This is a genomic window from Solwaraspora sp. WMMA2056 (genome assembly GCF_030345095.1).
Taxonomy (GTDB): Bacteria; Actinomycetota; Actinomycetes; order Mycobacteriales; family Micromonosporaceae; genus Micromonospora_E.
Genome location: NZ_CP128360.1, coordinates 3,700,682 through 3,717,800, shown reverse-complemented (window position 1 = coordinate 3,717,800; position 17,119 = coordinate 3,700,682). Strand labels below are relative to the sequence as shown.

The 17,119-nt window shown below is 71.8% G+C and carries 12 protein-coding genes; 5 read left to right on the top strand and 7 right to left on the bottom strand.

Annotated elements, in window-relative coordinates; all coding sequences use genetic code 11:
- Window positions 1-90: 90 nt before the first annotated feature.
- Together O7608_RS16945 and O7608_RS16940 are read right to left on the bottom strand one after the other, a co-directional pair.
- Entirely contained in the window at window positions 91-1,074 is a 984-nt protein-coding gene (locus O7608_RS16945; RefSeq protein ID WP_289205499.1) for a carbohydrate ABC transporter permease, read from the bottom strand.
- The gene (locus tag O7608_RS16940) at window positions 1,071-2,129 is read right to left on the bottom strand and encodes an ABC transporter permease (RefSeq protein ID WP_289205498.1); all 1,059 of its coding nucleotides are present in this window, start codon (window positions 2,127-2,129) and stop codon (window positions 1,071-1,073) included. Before O7608_RS16940 ends, O7608_RS16945 begins: the two co-directional genes overlap by 4 nt.
- Window positions 2,130-2,284: 155 nt before the next feature.
- On the opposite strand from O7608_RS16940, the gene O7608_RS16935 reads away from it, so the two are divergent.
- Window positions 2,285-3,496: an RNA-guided endonuclease InsQ/TnpB family protein gene (locus O7608_RS16935; RefSeq protein WP_289205497.1), complete on the top strand. Its 1,212-nt coding sequence runs from the start codon at window positions 2,285-2,287 to the stop codon at window positions 3,494-3,496.
- 14 nt (window positions 3,497-3,510) lie between these two features.
- On the opposite strand, the gene O7608_RS16930 is transcribed toward O7608_RS16935, so the two are convergent.
- Entirely contained in the window at window positions 3,511-5,193 is a 1,683-nt protein-coding gene (locus tag O7608_RS16930) for an extracellular solute-binding protein (protein ID WP_289205496.1), read from the bottom strand.
- A gap of 335 nt (window positions 5,194-5,528) precedes the next feature.
- Between O7608_RS16930 and O7608_RS16925 the strand changes: the two genes are divergently transcribed.
- The 4 genes from O7608_RS16925 (at window position 5,529) to O7608_RS16910 (ending at window position 12,822) form a co-directional block, all read left to right on the top strand.
- Window positions 5,529-6,758: an ROK family transcriptional regulator gene (locus tag O7608_RS16925; protein WP_289205495.1), complete on the top strand. Its 1,230-nt coding sequence runs from the start codon at window positions 5,529-5,531 to the stop codon at window positions 6,756-6,758.
- A gap of 396 nt (window positions 6,759-7,154) precedes the next feature.
- Window positions 7,155-10,103 carry a glycoside hydrolase family 3 protein gene (locus tag O7608_RS16920; RefSeq protein ID WP_289205494.1) on the top strand — a complete coding sequence of 983 codons (2,949 nt, stop codon included), beginning with the start codon at window positions 7,155-7,157 and terminating at the stop codon, window positions 10,101-10,103.
- 59 nt (window positions 10,104-10,162) lie between these two features.
- Complete coding sequence (locus O7608_RS16915) at window positions 10,163-11,275, top strand: LacI family DNA-binding transcriptional regulator (protein WP_421361549.1); 1,113 nt, start codon at window positions 10,163-10,165, stop codon at window positions 11,273-11,275.
- A 65-nt stretch (window positions 11,276-11,340) separates the two neighbouring features.
- Complete coding sequence (locus O7608_RS16910) at window positions 11,341-12,822, top strand: pyridoxal-dependent decarboxylase (protein WP_289205492.1); 1,482 nt, start codon at window positions 11,341-11,343, stop codon at window positions 12,820-12,822.
- Here the strand turns inward: O7608_RS16910 and O7608_RS16905 are convergent, their stop codons facing one another.
- The 4 genes from O7608_RS16905 to pyk all read right to left on the bottom strand — a co-directional run bounded on the left by O7608_RS16905 (window position 12,823) and on the right by pyk (window position 16,842).
- A complete protein-coding gene (locus O7608_RS16905) occupies window positions 12,823-13,728 on the bottom strand; it encodes a sulfite exporter TauE/SafE family protein (RefSeq protein ID WP_289205491.1) in 906 nt (301 codons plus the stop codon). It lies immediately after the preceding gene.
- Window positions 13,729-13,890: 162 nt separating this feature from the next.
- Complete coding sequence (locus O7608_RS16900; RefSeq protein ID WP_289205490.1) at window positions 13,891-14,352, bottom strand: RrF2 family transcriptional regulator; 462 nt, start codon at window positions 14,350-14,352, stop codon at window positions 13,891-13,893.
- Window positions 14,353-14,431: 79 nt separating this feature from the next.
- The gene (locus O7608_RS16895; protein WP_289205489.1) at window positions 14,432-15,391 is read right to left on the bottom strand and encodes an acyl-CoA thioesterase; all 960 of its coding nucleotides are present in this window, start codon (window positions 15,389-15,391) and stop codon (window positions 14,432-14,434) included.
- A gap of 2 nt (window positions 15,392-15,393) precedes the next feature.
- Entirely contained in the window at window positions 15,394-16,842 is a 1,449-nt protein-coding gene (pyk, locus tag O7608_RS16890) for a pyruvate kinase (protein WP_289205488.1), read from the bottom strand.
- Window positions 16,843-17,119: the final 277 nt, after the last annotated feature.

The window sequence follows — 17,119 nt, the reverse complement described above, 5'->3', positions numbered from 1 at the left end:
GATCTTGCGCTCATCGCGAGGATTTGTCCGAGTTGTCCATCGATAACTGCAAGATCGTCGGGATCATGAAGGGGGTGGGCGGGGTGACGGTCAGCCTTTGACGGCACCGGTGATGACACCCTTGGTGAAGTGCCGCTGCACGAACGGGAAGATGATGATCGCCGGCAGTACGGTGATCACCACCACCGCCATCTTGACCGCCAGGGTTGGCGGGTAGGCGCTGACCCCGGGGATGTTCACCGGCGCACCGGTCACCGAGGGCGACTGCCCGGCCAGGATGTAGCTCTGCAGCACCCGCTGGATCGGCCACTTGTCGTTGTCGTCGATGTAGAGCACCGCGTTGAAGTAGGCGTTCCAGTAGCCGACGGCGTAGAACAGGCCGACCACCGCGATCACCGCCCTCGACAGCGGCAGCATGATCTGCCAGAGGATGCGGAACTCGCCGGCGCCGTCGATGCGGGCCGCGTCGATCAGCTCTCCCGGCACGTTCATGAAGAACGCCCGGATGACGACCAGGTTGAACACGCTGATGGCGGTCGGCAGGATCAGCGCCCAGAGGCTGTTCTTGAGCCCCAGACCGGTCACCACCAGGTAACTCGGCACCATGCCGGGATAGATGAGGAAGGTCAGGAGGAACAGGAACAGCAGCGGGCGGTGCGCGAGGGAGTCACGGCGGGACATCCCGTACGCCGCCAGCACGGTCAGCACCAGGCTGAAGGTCGTGCCGACGACGGTGACCAGGGTGCTGACCCAGACCGCCCGGCTGATCTGGCCGCCGGAGAAGATGTTCACGTACGCCGACAGGTCGATCTCGCGCGGCACCACCACCATGCCGCCGGCGGCGTTGATGGTGTCGCGGGAGGCGAGACTGGTCACCAGGACCGACCACATCGGAAAGAGCACCGCCAGCACCATGGCGGTCAGCACGACAGCCTTGACGCCCTGGCCGACGACGCTCGGCGGTTCCTCCCAGACCGGGCGGGCCGGGGCACCCCGGCGGCGGCGCCCCGGCGGCGTACCGGCCGGGTCGGGTCCCGGCCGACGGCCGCGGATCAACTGGTTGGCGATGCTCACCTGGAATACACTCCCTGCTCGCCGAGGCGGTGCGCGAACTTGTTCGCGGCGATGATCAGGACCAGACCGATGACGCCCTTGAACAGGCCGGCGGCCGCGCCCATCCCCCACTGCTGCGGGATGATCGCCTGGTAGTAGACGTAGGTGTCGAGCACCTCGGCGGCCTGCCGGCCGACCGCCTCACGTTGCAGGATGAACTGCTCGAAGCCGACGCTGAGCGCGTCACCGAGCCGCAGGATCAGCAGCAGGACGATGACCGGCCGCAGGCCGGGCAGGGTGATGTGCCACAGCCGACGCCAGCGGCCGGCCCCGTCGGCGGCCGCCGCCTCGTACAGGTTCTGGTCGATGGCGCTCAGCGCCGCGAGGAAGATGATCGCGCCCCAGCCGACGTCCTTCCACACCGACTCGGCGGTGACCAGGACGATGAAGGTGTCCGGGTTGCTCATGATGTTGAGTGGCTGCAGGCCCGCCTCGCGCATCCGCTGGGCGAGCAGACCGGCACCGCCGAGCATCTGCATGAAGAAGGTGACCACCAGCACCCAGCTGAAGAAGTGCGGCAGGTAGACGACGCTCTGGACGATGCCGCGGATGCGGCGCGACAGGATGCTGTGCAGCAGGATCGCCAGCAGGATCGGCAGTGGGAAGAAGAAGACCAACTGGAACGCGGTGATGGTCAGCGTGTTGCGCACCGCGTCCCAGAACGCCGGGTCCCGGAACAGGGTCTCGAAGTTGCCGAAGCCGATCCACTCGCTGTAGACGAACGCCTCGAAGGCGTTGTCGCCGACCCAGGGGTTGTAGTCCTGGAAGGCGATGACGTTGCCGAGGGTCGGCAGGTAGTGGAAGACCAGGAGCAGCAGCGCGGCCGGGGCCGCCATCGCCAGCAGCGGCCAGTCGCGGCGCAGCCGGGCCCGCAGCGGCACCGTCCGTCGGCGGGTGCGGCGGCTGTTCGGGGTACGGCGGGAGCGACGGTCGCCGGCCGGGGTGGGCTGGTCCGGCGACCGCCGGCTCCGGTCGTCACCGGAGCCGGCGGTCACGGACGTCTCGACCGAGGTCATCGGATTCCTTCCGTGGATACTCCGGTCTTCAGGCCGGGCAGGAAACGGAACTCCCGCGCAGCGTGACCGGGATCGCCGGTCCGCTGCCGGGGCGGATCGGCGTCCATCCACCCGCCGCCCCAAGCCTCGCCGATCGAATCGCTAGACTGTGGACTGTGTCCAGGACCGTGAAGCGGGCGTTCAGGTACCGCTTCTACCCCACGCCGGAGCAGGCCACCGAGCTCGCCCGGACGTTCGGCTGTGTCCGGCTGGTCTACAACAAGGCCCTGGCCGCCCGCACGCAGGCGTGGACTCAACGCCGGGAACGGGTCACCTACCACGACACCTCGGCGATGCTCACGTCGTGGAAGAAGACCGACGAGTTCGCGTTCCTCGCCGAGGTGTCGTCGGTGCCGTTGCAGCAGGCGCTGCGGCACCTGCAGACCGCGTTCACCAACTTCTGGGCGAAACGGGCCCGGTACCCGACGTTCAAGTCGAGGAAGCGGTCGCGGCGGTCGGCGGAGTACACCGCCAGCGCGTTCCGCTGGCGGGACGGCCGGCTGACCCTGGCGAAGATGACCGCACCGTTGGACATTGTGTGGTCCCGGCCCCTGCCCGCTGGTGTGTCGCCGTCGACGGTGACGGTGTCGCAGGACCCGGCGGGCCGCTGGTTCGTCTCCCTGCTCTGCGACGACCGGATCGAACCGGCCCCGGCTTCCTCCGACGCGGTCGGGGTCGACGCCGGCCTCGACAGCCTGTTCACTCTCTCCACAGGGGAGAAGGTCGCCAACCCGAGGCACGAACGCCGCGACCGCGATCGGCTGGCCCGCGCCCAGCGAAACCTCGCCCGTAAGGTCAAAGGCTCGGCGAACCGGGCCAGAGCACGGCTGAAGGTGGCCCGGATTCATGCCCGGATCGCCGACCGCCGCCGCGACCACCTGCACAAACTCACCACTCGGCTCGTTCGTGACACCCAAACGATCGTGATCGAGGACCTGACCGTCCGTAACATGATGGCCAATCACCGTCTGGCCCGCGCCATCTCCGACGCGGCCTGGCGGCAGTTCCGCACCATGCTGGCCTACAAGGCCGACTGGTACGGCCGGGACCTGGTGGTAGTCGACCGCTGGTTCCCGTCGACCCGGCTGTGCTCCGCCTGCGGCGAACTGGCCGAGCGGATGCCGTTGACCGTCCGGTCGTGGACCTGCCGATGCGGGCAGACCCACGACCGGGACGTCAACGCGGCCCGCAACATCCTCGCGGAGGGGCTCTCCGTGATTGCCTGTGGAGGCGGTGTAAGACCTCACCGGGAGTCCTCCTCTCGGACGGGGCGGTCGTCGGCGAAGCAGGAACCCCCTGGGGCGACCCAGGGAATCCCCGTCGGTTAGGGCGGGGAGGATTGTCAACGATTATTGTCTTCGAGCGCCTTGCGGAAGAAGTCGCGCCCCTCGTCACCGCCGCCGCTGCGCCACTCCTGGGTGATCTGCTCGAGGTCGCTGGTCGGCCGCCGGCCCCGCAGTACGTCGAGGATCTTGTCCTCGGTCGGCTGGCCGACGCGGGAGTAGTTGGCCGGCAGCTCCAGCTTGATCCCCGCCCACTGGTTGGGTTCGAGCCACTTGACCGTCTCGTTGGAGTACGCGAGCAGCGCCTCGACGAAGCCAGGGACGTCGGCGGTCTGCACGATCGCCGGGTACCGTCCGACCAGGAAGGTGTACTGGTCGGCGATCTCCTGGCGGCCCAGCTCGGTCAGCTCCGGGCTGCCGTCGGCGCCGGTGGTGTGGTGCTGGCCGGCGACGCCGTACTGGCGCAGGTGGTACTCCTCGGTGCCGAACGGGGCGGCGCACCAGTTCAGCACCCGCAGGATCTCCTCGACCCGTTCCTTGCCCAGGCCCTTCTTGACGAACGTGTAGAAGACCGGCTTCTCCTCGCCCCAGGCGACCGGGTCGCTCTGGCCGTCGGCGTGGAAGATCGGCACCGGCCGCATGTCGAACGTGGGGGTGATCTGCCGCTGCTCGGAGTACATGCCGCGCCAGGCGCCGACACCGTCCTCGTAGCAGATCATCCGGCCGCTGTTGAACAGCTGCTTGGCGTCGGCGGAGCCACGGCTCTCGACGATGTCCGGGTGCACCAGGCCCTCGGCGAACAGCCGGGTGGTGAACTCCAGCGCCTCGCGGTACTCCTCGGTCTCGTACTTGAACTCCAGGCCACCGCCGTCGGTACGCCGCCAGCCGCCCTGCGCGCCGGGTACGCCGTAGAACATCTGCACCATGTTGAACACCGAGCCGAACGCCCAGACGCCCTTCGCAGGGTCGGTCATCGCCTTGCCGAACTCGTACAGTTCCTCGATGCTTTTCGGGGCCTGCACGCCGGCGGCGTCGGTGAGGTCCTTGCGGTAGAACAGTGCGTACGGGAACGGGCCGTCGGTGGGCCACGGCACCGCCGCGAGCCGGCCGCCCCAGACCGCGTACTGCCAGGCTCCGGTGGGGAAGCTCGCCAGGTGCGGGTACGCCAGCGCGGCGTCCCCGGCGAGGTGCTCGGTGAGGTCCTCGAACAGCGCGCTCACCGCGTCGGAGAAGCGCGGGATCTTGTCGATCTCCCAGTTGGGGGCGCAGAGCAGGTCCGGTACGTCGCGGGCGCCGAGCGCGGCGCTGAGTTTGTCGGCGTACGTGTTGCCGTCCTGGACGCTGAAGTCGATCGGCACGCCGAGTTGGGCGTTGACGGCCTGCAGGTACGCGTTGCGGTCCAGGCCGGGCGGGGTCGGGCCCCACCAGGGGGTCATCGCGGTGAGCTGCTGGCCGCTGCTGGCGGGCGTCTCGGTGACCGCCTTGACCAGGTTCGTGGGGTACGTCAGGTAGCCGTCGGCGATCGGCCGGACCCCGGCGATGTCGGGGGTGATCAGGTCGACCGGCTGGTACTTGGGCAGTACGGCGCTGATCGAGTCGACGTTGGTGGCCGTGCCCTGGGTGCCGGCCGGCCGGCTGCAACCGGTGAACAATCCGCCGCCGGCGACGGCGGTGGCACCCAGGCCGAGCAGGCCCAGGAATCGACGTCGATTGGTGGCCGCGCCCGCGAGGGATGGATCCACGGCGCGCTCCCTTCGGTGATCGGGCGAACGGTCGCCCGCGAGAAACAGGGACGATTCCGCTCGGAGTGGGGGGATGTGTGGGTGCGATTCGCACGCTAGAGTTAGTTCGTCTGGTGACTAAACAAAGTAGCCGACGGTGACAGGTGCCACAAGGGAGACCGACATGACGGGAAGCAGCGACGGCGGCGCACCCGACGCCGGCCCGCGTCCGGCACCTCGGCGCCGACCCGGCGGCCGGCGGATCGCTCGCCGGCACCCGGCCCGACGTGCGGCACCTCGGCGCGTCCGCACGGGCAGCGGCCTTGCCGTGGCGGCCGGGGCGTAACGTGATCACCATGCAGAGCGGCCCGCAGCCGGCGGACCTCACTGACGTACGCGCCACCAACCTCGCCGTCGTGCTGCGCTACGTCCGCACCCACGCGCCCTGCTCCCGGGCGGACATCGCCGGCGCCACCGGGCTCAACAAGGCCACCGTCTCCAGCCTGGTGGCCGACCTGATCGACCGGCGGCTGGTTCGCGAGACCGGGCTGACCGAGCACCGGATCGGCCGGCCGGCGACCATGCTGGTGATCGACGGCGACGCGTACGCCGCGATCGGCATCGAGATCAACGCCGACCACCTCACCGCCGTGGCACTCGACCTGGCCGGCGGCGAGGTGCTCTCCTGGCGGCGGGCCTTCACCGGTCTGGCCGCCACCCCGGGTCGGGCGGCCAGCACGGTGGCCGCGCTGGCCGGCCGGGCTGTCGCCCGGGTCACCCGGCAGGGCCGGCAGGTGCTCGGGCTGACCGTCGGGGTGCCCGGTCTGGTCGATCACGACGGCCGGGTCTGCCTCTCCCCCGAGCTCGGCTGGCGCGACGTGGACCTGCGCGCCGACCTCGTGCGGGCGCTGCGCGGGCCGACGTACGAGGTGATCGTGGACAACGACGCCCAGCTCGCCGCGTTGGCCGAGCACCGGCACGGACCGTACGCCGGCACCGCGAACCTGGTGCACCTGACCGGCGGGGCCGGTATCGGCGCCGGGCTGGTGGTCGACGGCCGGCTGCTGCACGGCGGCCGGGGCTTCACCGGCGAGATCGGCCACCTGCAGCTCGACCCGACCGGGCCGCCCTGCCGCTGCGGGGCGAACGGCTGCCTGGAGGCGCTCGCCGGCATTCCCGCCCTGATCCGTCGGGTGCTGCCCGACGCCGAGATCGACGGTCCGGTCACCGACTTCGCGCCGGAGATCGAGCGGGTCCGGGCGGCGGCCCGCGCCGGCCAGGCACCGGCCCTGGCCGCGCTGGCCGAGATCGGCCGGCATCTCGGCACCGGCGTGTCCATCCTGGCGAACCTGATCAACCCCGAGGTGGTACTCCTCGGTGGGTACTTCGTGCCGCTCACGCCGTGGCTGTTGCCGGCCGCGCAGGAGCAGCTCACCGCGCGTACCGTGGCGCCGCAGGCGGGGGGCACCGTGCTCGCGGCGTCCACGCTGGCCGGTGGCGCGGCGGCCGTCGGTGGCGCGGCGCGGGCCATCGCGGCTATCGACAACGGCCGGATGCCGACCCCGGTGGGCAAGTCCGCCGGCTGATCCGCGACTGCCCGGGTCGGCGCCGCTCAGCCGGCGAAGAACAGCCGCCGGCGGAGCACATTCGCCGGCGGAGCACATTCGCCGGCGGAGCGCCGCTGATCGGCCGTCGACCGCGGCCCGTCACCGACATCAATTCGTGGCGGGCCGGCTCTTGACCGCCGACGCTGATGGATGTCAACCTCAAAGGGCTCCACGGTTAACACGTGCGAAACGCGGTCAGCGGTGGGGCGTTTTTCAGGACGGTCGTCGAAGCGCTTCGAGCCAACGCTTCCCGGGCAGGCGGCTACCCTCCACTTCGTACTGACGCCTGCCCGCACCCCGGGCCCACGAAGCGGTTCGCCGGACCACTTCCGTCCCGACGCGGGCGCCCTCGCCGATCCCGGAAGGCGTTCCACCATGAGCGACAGCATGTTCCGCGACCCCGAACTGCCGGTCACCGCCCGGGTCACCGATCTGCTCGGCCAGCTCACCCTCGACGAGAAGATCGCCCTGCTGCACCAGCACCAGGCGGCGGTGCCCCGACTCGGCCTGCCCGCCTTCCGGACCGGCACCGAGGCCCTGCACGGCGTGGCCTGGCTCGGCCCCGCGACGGTGTTCCCGCAGGCGATCGGGCTCGGCGCGACCTGGGATCCGGACCTGCTGCGGGAGATCGGCGAAGCGGTCGGTGAGGAGGTCCGCGCGCTGCACCACAAGGATCCCGTCGGTATCGGCCTGAACGTGTGGGCCCCGGTGGTCAACCCGCTGCGCGACCCGCGCTGGGGGCGCAACGAGGAAGGGTACGCCGAGGACCCCTGGCTCACCGGCGAACTGGCCACCGCGTACGCCCGGGGGTTGCGCGGCGACCACCCCCGCTACCTGCGGACCGCGCCCACCCTGAAGCACTTCCTCGGCTACAACAACGAGACCGACCGGGCCACCACCAGCAGCAACCTGCCGCCCCGGGTGCTGCACGAGTACGAACTGCCCGCCTTCCGGGCACCGCTGGCCGCCGGCGCGGCAGTGGCCGTCATGGCCTCGTACAACCTGGTCAACGGCGCTCCGGCGCACCTGAGCCCACTGATCGACGGCGAGCTGCGCCGCTGGAGCGCCGACGACGTGCTGGTGGTCGGCGACGCCGGCGCCGCCACCAACATCGCCGGCGTCCAGGGGTTCCGCCCCGACCACGTCGCCGGCTACGCCGCCGCCCTGCGGGCCGGCATCGACAGTTTCACCGAGGACGACACCGACGCCGCGCCGACGATCGGGCGGATCAGCGCCGCGCTGGCGCAGGGTCTGCTGACCGAGGCCGACATCGACCGGGCCGCGCGGCGCGTCCTCGCCGTACGGATCCGGCTCGGCGACCTGGACCCGGCGGAGGCGAACCCGTACACGGCCGCCGGCACCGACATGATCAACTGTCCGGCCCACCAGGAGTTCGCCCGGATCGCGGTCCGCGAGTCGGTCGTGCTGCTGCGCAACGCCCCGGTCGGTCCGGCCGGGCAGCCGCTGCTGCCGCTCGACGCCGACCGGATCCGGCGGGTCGCCGTGATCGGGCCGCTGGCGGACACCGTGCAGACCGACTGGTACTCGGGAACGCTGCCGTACGCGGTGACGCCTCGCGCCGGGCTCGCCACCCGGCTGGCCGGCGCGACCGTACTCCACCACGAAGGGGTCGACCGGATCGCGCTGCGGGTCGGTGCCGGCACCACGTACCTGCGCGCCAGCGGCCGGGCCGACGGGGGACCGGTCACCGCCACCGCGCCGGAGGCGGTCCCGGACAGCTGGTTCGACGTGTTCAACTGGGGCGACGGGGTGATCGCGCTGCGCGGCGTCGCCAACGGCCGCTATCTGGCCGCAGACGACGACGGGGTCCTGGTCGACGACCGTACCGGCCCCGGCGGCTGGGTGGTCAACGAGACGTTCCGGCTGGTCCGCACCGACGACGGCCGTACGGCGCTGCATCACCTGGCCCGCGACCGGTACGTGATGATCGACCCGGACGGGTTGCTGCGGGCCGACGCCACCAGTGCCGACGCGGCGGCGGCGTTCACCGTCGAGCTGATCAGCGACGGTGCCCGGGAGGCCGCGACGCTGGCCCGCGAGTGCGACGTGGCGGTGGTGGTGCTGGGCAACCATCCGATGGTCTGCGGGCGGGAGACCGAGGACCGCACCGACCTGGCGCTGCCCACCGCCCAGGCGGCACTGCTGCGCGCGGTGCACGCCGCGAACGCGCAGACCGTGCTGGTGCTGACCAGCAGCTACCCGTACGCCGTCGACTGGGCCGACCAGCACGTCGCGGCGATCGTCTGGTCGGCCCACGGCGGGCAGGAGCACGGCACCGGGCTGGCCGAGGTGCTCTGCGGCGACGCCGATCCCGGTGGCCGGCTCACCCAGACCTGGTACCGCGCCACGGCGGACCTGCCCGACCTGCTCGACTACGACATCATCGCCGCCGACGCGACCTACCTGTACTTCCGGGGCGAACCGCTGTACCCGTTCGGCCACGGCCTGAGCTACACCACGTTCGCCTACGACGACCTGCGACTGTCCGCCGCGCAGGCGGGGCCCGCCGAGGAGGTCGAGGTGACCGTCACCGTCACCAACACCGGCGGGCGTACCGGCACCGAGGTCGTCCAGCTCTACACCCGGCAGCGCACCTCGCGGGTCAAGCAGCCGCTGCGCCAGCTGCGGGCCTTCCGCAAGGTCCGGCTGGAGCCGGGCCAGCGGGAGCGGGTACGGTTCCGGCTGGCCACCGCCGACCTGGCGACCTGGGACGTCACCCAGGGGCGACGGGTGGTGGAGTCGGCCCGGCACACGGTGGCGGTCGGCCGGTCCTGCACCGACCTGATGGCCACCGCGACGCTGACCGTACGGGGCGAGCGGATCGGCCCCCGCGACCCGCTCGCCGGCCCGCTGTGGGCGGTGGACAACGACGACTACGCCGCGGTGGCACCGACCGACCAGGTCGACGGCCGGGTGGCGGTCAGCGCGACACAGGACGGCGGCTGGCTCGCCTTCACCGATGTCGACTTCGGACCTGGCCCGACCACGGTGACGGCCCGGGTGGCCCAGCGCAACGTGCTCTGTCGCGGCGGCACCGACGACGCCACGACCGGCCGGGCCGTCGACGCCTCGACCGTGACGTTGCGGCTGGACGACCCGCTGACCGGTCCGATCGCCGGTACGCTGCGGGTACCCGTGACGGGAGGCCGGCACGACTGGGCGGACGTCGACACGCCGCTGCACGGTGTGTCCGGAGTTCGAGATCTGTATCTGCTGTTCAGTACGGCAGGCGCTACGGTGAGCTACCTGAACTTCGTCGGTGCCCCGCCCAGCGGCCGCGCCGGGGACGAAGGGGGAGCTTAGTGTCCACGCGGTCACTACCACCGGACGGTGGACCGGCCGGCACCGGCAAGCGGCCCGACATGGTGACGATCGCCGACGTCGCCCGGCACGCCGGGGTCGCGGTCAGCACCGTGTCCTATGTGCTCAGCGGCAAGCGGGCGATCTCGGCGTCGACCCGGGAACGGGTGCTGGCCAGCATCCACGCGCTCGGCTACCACCCGCATGCCGGGGCCCGCGCGCTCGCCAGCCGACGGGCCAACGTGATCGCCCTGGTGCTGCCGTTGCGCTCCGGCATGCACCTACCGGTCCTGATGCAGTTCGCCACCAGCGTGGTCACCACCGCCCGGCAGTTCGACCACGACGTACTGCTGGTCACCGCCGACGAGGGCCCGGCCGGCCTACGGCGGATCGCGGCCAGCGCGATGGTCGACGGCATCGTGGTGATGGACGTCGAGATGCGCGACCCCCGGGTGCCGTTGCTGCGCGAGCTGGAACGGCCCAGCGTGCTGATCGGTTTCCCGGCCGAGGCGTCGGGTCTGACCTGCGTCGACCTGGACTTCTATCGGGCCGGTGAGGTGTGCGTCGGGCACCTGGCCGCCCTCGGTCACCGGCGGATCGCCCTGCTCGGCGCCCCGTCGGTGGTCTACGAACGGGAGACCGGGTTCGCCCACCGGACCCGGGCCGGGGTCACCGAGAGCGCCGCCCGGTACGGCGTCGACGCCGTCGCCCAGCCCTGCGAGGAGAACTACGACGCCGTCCGCCGGGAGCTGGCCGGGCTGCTGCACCGCAACCCCGGGCTGACCGCGCTGGTGGTGCACAACGAGGCGGCGGTGGGCCACGTGCTGGCCGCGTTGCCGACGTTGGGCCGGCAGGTGCCGGACGACATCTCGGTGGTGGCGATCTGCCCAGACGAGGTGGCCGAGCGCTCCGGTCCGGCGCTGACCTCGGTGCTGGTGCCGGCCGAGGAGGTCGGTCGGCAGGCGGTGGCCCTGCTGATGCGCAAGGTCGACGGCGAGTCCGTCCCCGCCGCCACCCTGCTCGACCCACGGCTGACCGTACGGGCCAGCACCGGCCCGGCCGTCGAGGCGCGGGCCGAGGTGCCCCTGCCGGGGGCCCGCCGACCGGCGGCCCGGCCGGGGCGGGGCGCCCCGTCGACCCGGCGGGCGGCTGGTGCCGGCACCGGCACCGGCTGAGCCGACCGGGTCGATCTGTGCGGACCGGCTTGTCTACCGGGCCGATTCTTGATCGACTCGACGTCGTGGCGGACGACACCGAGAACCCGACGACCCCTACGGCACCGCAGATGGCCGCCGACGACTTCCGGCGGTACGGGCACGCGGTCGTCGACTGGATCGCCGACTACTGGCAGACGGTGGAGCGACACCCGGTCCAGTCGACCGCCGCACCCGGTGCGGTGGCCGGGGCGCTGCCGGCCGCCCCGCCGGAGCGGGGCGAGCGGTTCGACGCGATCCTCGCCGACCTCGACCGGGTGGTGGTACCCGGCCTGACCCACTGGCAGCATCCGGGCTTCTTCGGCTACTTCCCGGCGAACACCTCCGCACCGAGCGTGCTCGGCGACCTGGTCAGCGCCGGGCTCGGTGTCCAGGGCATGCTCTGGGCGACCAGTCCCGCCTGCACCGAGTTGGAGACGGTGGTCATGGACTGGCTGGCGCAGTTGCTGGAGCTGCCGCAGCGGTTCCGGTCGGACTCCGCCGGCGGCGGGGTCATCCAGGACTCGGCCTCGTCGGCGACGCTGGTGGCCACCCTGGCCGCGCTGCACCGGGCCAGCGGCGGCGACTGGCGCGCCGTCGGCACCGCGACCAGCACCGCGCCCGGCACCGGCGGTTACACCGTCTACACCTCGACCCAGGGGCACTCCTCGATCGAGAAGGCGGCCCGGATCGCCGGCGTCGGCGACCGGGGCGTCCGGCTGGTCGACGTCGACCCGGTGACCCTGGCGATGCGCCCCGACGCGCTGCGTACGGCGATTGCCGCCGATCTGGCCGCCGGCCACCGGCCGGCGATCGTGGTCGCCACCATCGGCACCACCTCGACCACCGCGATCGACCCGGTGACGGAGATCGGGCGGATCTGCGCCGAGTACGGGGTCTGGCTGCACGTGGACGCCGCCTACGCCGGTGCGGCGGCGGTCTGCCCGGAGCTGCGCTGGACGCATGCCGGCCTGGAGTGGGCCGACTCCTACTGTTTCGATCCGCACAAGTGGCTGCTGACCGGCTTCGACTGTGACGCGTTCTGGGTGGCCGACCGGGCCGGGCTGGTCGAGGCGTTGACGGTGATGCCGGAGTATCTGCGCAACGCGCTCACCGAGTCGGGAGCGGTCCTCGACTACCGGGACTGGCAGGTGCCGTTGGGTCGCCGGTTCCGGGCCCTCAAGCTGTGGTTCGTGCTGCGCTGGTACGGCGCCGAGGGCCTGCGGGCGCATGTGCGGGCCGGGGTGGCCCACGCCGCCTGGTTCGCCGACCAGGTGCGGGCCGACGACCGGTTCGACCTGGTGACCGCCGGCCCGTTCGGGTTGGTCTGCTTCCAGCTGCGGGACCAGCCGGACGAGGCCGCCGAGGCACTGCTGCGGCGGGTCAACGCCGACGGGCGGGTGCTGCTGACCCACACCCGGGTGGCGGGCCGGTTCACCCTGCGGTTGGCGGTGGGTGGGCCGCGTACCGAACGCCGGCACGTCGCCACCGCCTGGCAGTTGATCTCCGATTCCGCCGAGGCGAGGTAGTCAGCGCACCGGTACGGGCTCGTCGTGATCCGGGTGCGTGGCGACGGCCTGGTCGGTGCGTCGTAGCACCCGCAGAGCCAGCCGGATGGCGACCACCCAGGCGACGAGGACGGCACCGTACACGGTGTAGCGGACGGCGTCGGGGGCGTCGAACGCGCGTAGCAGGGTCCGCGAGTTGGTCAGCACGATGAGTCCGCCGACCGCCGCGCCGAGCAGTTGGGCGGGCACGATCCGGACCAGGTAGGCGGCGATCGGTGCGGCGATCAGGCCGCCGACCAGCAGCGCGCCGACGATCGGCAGGACGAAACCCTGCGAGCCGAGGCCGATCAGGAAGCCGATGCTGGCGGCCGCCGCGACGAGGAACTCGGAGGTGTCGACCGAGCCGATCACCTTGCGGGGCTCCATCCGGCCGGAGACCAGCAGCGCCGGGGTGGCCACCGGCCCCCAGCCACCGCCGCCGGTGGCGTCGATGAAGCCGGCGGTCAGGCCGAGTGGGGCGAGGAACCGGCTGCGCAGCGGCGGGCGTTCGCGGCGGGCGGTGACCGGTCGGGCGAAGCGGACAAGCAGGTACGTACCGAGGGCGAGCAGGATGCCGGCCATCCACGGGCCGGCTGCCTCGGTGGAGATCGAGCTGAGCAGGGTGGCACCGGCGAAGGCACCGATCGCCCCGGGTACGGCGATCCGCGCCACCACCCGCCAGTCGACGTTGCCGAAGCGCCAGTGGGCGGTACCGGAGGCCAGGGTGGTGCCGATCTCGGCCAGGTGCACCGAGGCGCTGGCCGATGCCGGTGCGATGCCGGCGAGCAGTAGCAGCGTGGTGGAGGTGACCCCGTACGCCATCCCGAGCGCGCCATCGACCAGTTGCGCGAGGAGTCCGACCAGGGCGAGGACCAGCAGTTTACGCACGGCACACCTACTTCAGCGATCAAACCTACCGAGTTAGTAGAGAATGCGCCCCACGGCGTGCTCCTGTCAACCGGCAATATCTGGTCAGCCCGACCCGCGACGGTCAGCCGCGCAGCGACCGGGGTGGCTTTGGGCGCGGCAGCGGTGGCCGCAGGTGAGCCGTCAGATCCAGGCGCGCGGGTCGGCGGCGAGGTCACGCACCCGGTCCGGCAGGGTGCCGGTGGCGACGTCGGCGACCGAGACCGATTCGAGGATCTCCCGTTCGCTGGCCCGCAACGCGATCCAGACCTCCTGCAGCGCCGCGGCCGCGCCCTGGTAGCCCAGATCCTCCGGCCGGTGACCCCGCACGTGGGCCAACGGGCCGTCGATCACCCGGATGATCTCCGCGAGGCTGATCTCCTCGGCCGGCCGGGCCAGCCAGTACCCGCCGTCGGGCCCGCGCTGCGCCTGCACCACACCGGACCGGCGCAGCTGCAGCAGGATGCTCTCGAGAAACTTCGCGGGAATCCCCTGGGACCGGGCCACCTGCTCGGCGGTGAGCACCGTCCGGGTCGGGGTGCCGGCGACGAACGCCAACTCGGCGATGGCGCGCAACGCGTAGTCGACCCGGGCGGAGAGACGCATACCTCTCAGGTTACGGCACTGTTTCCGGATCACGGCCCACGCCGGGCGGCCCAACCCGGGCAGCGGCGCACGCGGGGCGTCACCCGCCGACCCGGCGGAGCAACCCTTCCTGTACGGCGGTGGCGATGTGCCGGCCGTCGCGAGTGAACATCCGGCCGGTGGCCAGGCCACGCCCGCCCGCCGCCGACGGGCTCCAGCAGTCGTAGAGGAACCACTCGTCGGCACGGAACGACCGGTGGAACCACAGGGCGTGGTCCAGGCTGGCACCGACCACCCCGCCCGGACCCCACACCTCGCCGTGCACCGACAGCACCGAGTCGAGCAGCGTCAGGTCGGAGGCGTAGGTGAGCACGCAGGCGTGCAGCAGCGGGTCGTCGGGCAGCTTGCCGTCGACCCGGATCCAGACCCGCTGGTACGGGTCGGCCGGACGGTCACCGGGCGCGACCAGCCCCGGCTCACCGACGTAGCGCACGTCCATCGGACGCGGGATCACCGCCCAGACACCGAGCCGTTCGGGGTAGCGGGCGAGCCGCTCCGCCATGGTCGGCACCGCGTCCGGCGGCGGTACGTCCGGCGGCTGCGGCGCCTGGTGCTCCAGCCCTTCCTCGACATGGTGGAACGACGCCGACATGAAGAAGATCGGCTTGCCATGCTGGTAGGCCACCGAGCGGCGGACCGAGAACGATCGGCCGTCGCGGATGTTCTCCACCTCGTAGTCGATCGGCTGGGAACTGTCGCCGGGACGGACGAAGTAGCCGTGCAAGGAGTGGACCAGCCGCTGCGGATCGACGGTGCGACCGGCGGCGACCAGCGCCTGCCCGGCGACCTGCCCACCGAAGACCCGCTGCGGACCGACCTTCGGGCTGATCCCCCGGAACGTGGCCGGACCGGTCGGGGCCAGGTCGAGCACTTCGAGCAGGTGGTCGACGGCCGCCTGACCGCTGACCGGGCCGACCTGCCCCGCGTCCGACGGTGCGGAGCCGGCCGGGACCTGCGGAGCTGAGCCGGCCGGGACCTGCCCGGCCGGCTGGTCGCCCATGGTCACTGCAACGCCCGGGCCGCCGCGGCGTCGACCAGGGTGCCGAGCTGGTGCACCCGCAGCGTGTTCGTCGAGCCGGGCGTGCCGACCGGACTACCGGCGACGATCACCACGTACTCGCCGGGGTTGGCCCGGCCCAGGCCGAGCATGGCCTGGTCGACCTGGCGGAACATGTCATCGGTGTGCTGCACGAACGGCATCAGGAAGGTCTCCACGCCCCAGGAGAGGGCGAGCTGGTCGCGCACCTCGGCGACCGGCGTGAAGGCCAGCAGCGGCAGTTCGCAGTGCAGCCGGGACAGCCGACGCACCGTGTCACCGGTCTGGGTGAAGGCGACCATCGCCCGAGCGCCGATCGCCCGCGCGATCTGCGACGCCGCCGAGGTGAGCGCACCCCCGTGGGTACGGGGGTCGTGCTGCAGCCGGGGCACCGAGATCGAGCCGTTCTCCGTCGTCGTGACGATCTTGGCCATGGTGCTGACGGTGAGCACCGGGTACTTGCCGACGCTGGTCTCCCCGGAGAGCATCACCGCGTCGGTGCCGTCGAGCACCGCGTTGGCCACGTCAGAGGCCTCCGCCCGGGTCGGCCGCGAGTTCTCGATCATCGAGTCGAGCATCTGGGTGGCCACGATGACCGGCTTGGCGTTCTCCCGGCACAGCTGCACGGCCCGCTTCTGCACCAACGGGACCTCGTCGAGCGGCAACTCGACGCCCAGGTCGCCACGGGCGACCATGACCCCGTCGAACGCGTCGACGATGGCCTCCAGGTGGGTGACCGCCTCCGGCTTCTCGACCTTGGCAAGGACCGGGCGACGGATGCCCTCCTCGTCCATGATCGAGTGGACCAGCTTGATGTCCTCCGGCGAGCGCACGAAGGACAACGCGATCATGTCGGCGCCCAGCCCGAGCGCGAACCGCAGGTCCGCGGCGTCCTTGTCCGACAGAGCGGGCACGCTGACCGCGACGTTCGGCAGCGAGACACCCTTGTTGTTGCTGACCGGCCCACCCTCGACGACCAGCACCCGGATGTCGGGGCCGTCGACCGCGCTGACCTCGACGGCGACCTTGCCGTCGTCGATCAGCAGCCGGTCACCGGGGCGGACCTCCTGGGGCAGCTTGCGGTAGGTGCAGGAGACCCGCTCCCGGCTACCGAGGATGTCGTCGCTGGTGATGACGACCGAGTCACCGGTCCGCCACTCGTGCGGCCCGTCGGCGAACCGGCCGAGGCGGATCTTGGGCCCCTGCAGGTCGGCGAGGACGGCGACGGCCCGACCGGCGGCCTGGGCGGCCTCCCGGACCAGGCGGTACACCTGCTGGTGGTCGTCGTGGCTGCCGTGGCTGAAATTCAGCCGGGCCACGTCCATGCCCGCTTCCACCAGCCCACGGATCCGCTCCGGGGACGCAGTCGCGGGGCCAAGCGTACAAACGATCTTTGCGCGGCGTGTCACGCCCATGAGGCTAGTCTCTCCCCTTGATCGACCGATCGGCCGACCCTGTCAGATGTCCGAACGAAAGTGCCCACCAGCGCCCGGCGCTCCGCGGGACATCGTACTGGGACGGGCGCGGCGGCAGCGGTGGACCGGCGGGCATCGACGACCGCGTCATCAGGGTAGCGCGCCTGTTGACCATCGCGGTACGCCCGGCCGGGCGACGCGGCATCCGTTCGGCGGTCGTTCTCGCCCCCGTCACATTGATCCGGTTGACTGGTCGCCACCTCGACCGGAAGGCTGG

Coding starts and splice junctions, on each gene's coding strand:
- O7608_RS16925 (WP_289205495.1), top strand. CDS start 5,529: ATGCAGAGCGGCCCGCAGCCGGCGGACCTCACTGACGTACGCGCCACC.
- O7608_RS16900 (WP_289205490.1), bottom strand. CDS start 14,352: ATGCGTCTCTCCGCCCGGGTCGACTACGCGTTGCGCGCCATCGCCGAG.
- pyk (WP_289205488.1), bottom strand. CDS start 16,842: ATGGGCGTGACACGCCGCGCAAAGATCGTTTGTACGCTTGGCCCCGCG.
- O7608_RS16915 (WP_421361549.1), top strand. CDS start 10,163: ATGGTGACGATCGCCGACGTCGCCCGGCACGCCGGGGTCGCGGTCAGC.
- O7608_RS16940 (WP_289205498.1), bottom strand. CDS start 2,129: ATGACCTCGGTCGAGACGTCCGTGACCGCCGGCTCCGGTGACGACCGG.
- O7608_RS16895 (WP_289205489.1), bottom strand. CDS start 15,391: ATGGGCGACCAGCCGGCCGGGCAGGTCCCGGCCGGCTCAGCTCCGCAG.
- O7608_RS16920 (WP_289205494.1), top strand. CDS start 7,155: ATGAGCGACAGCATGTTCCGCGACCCCGAACTGCCGGTCACCGCCCGG.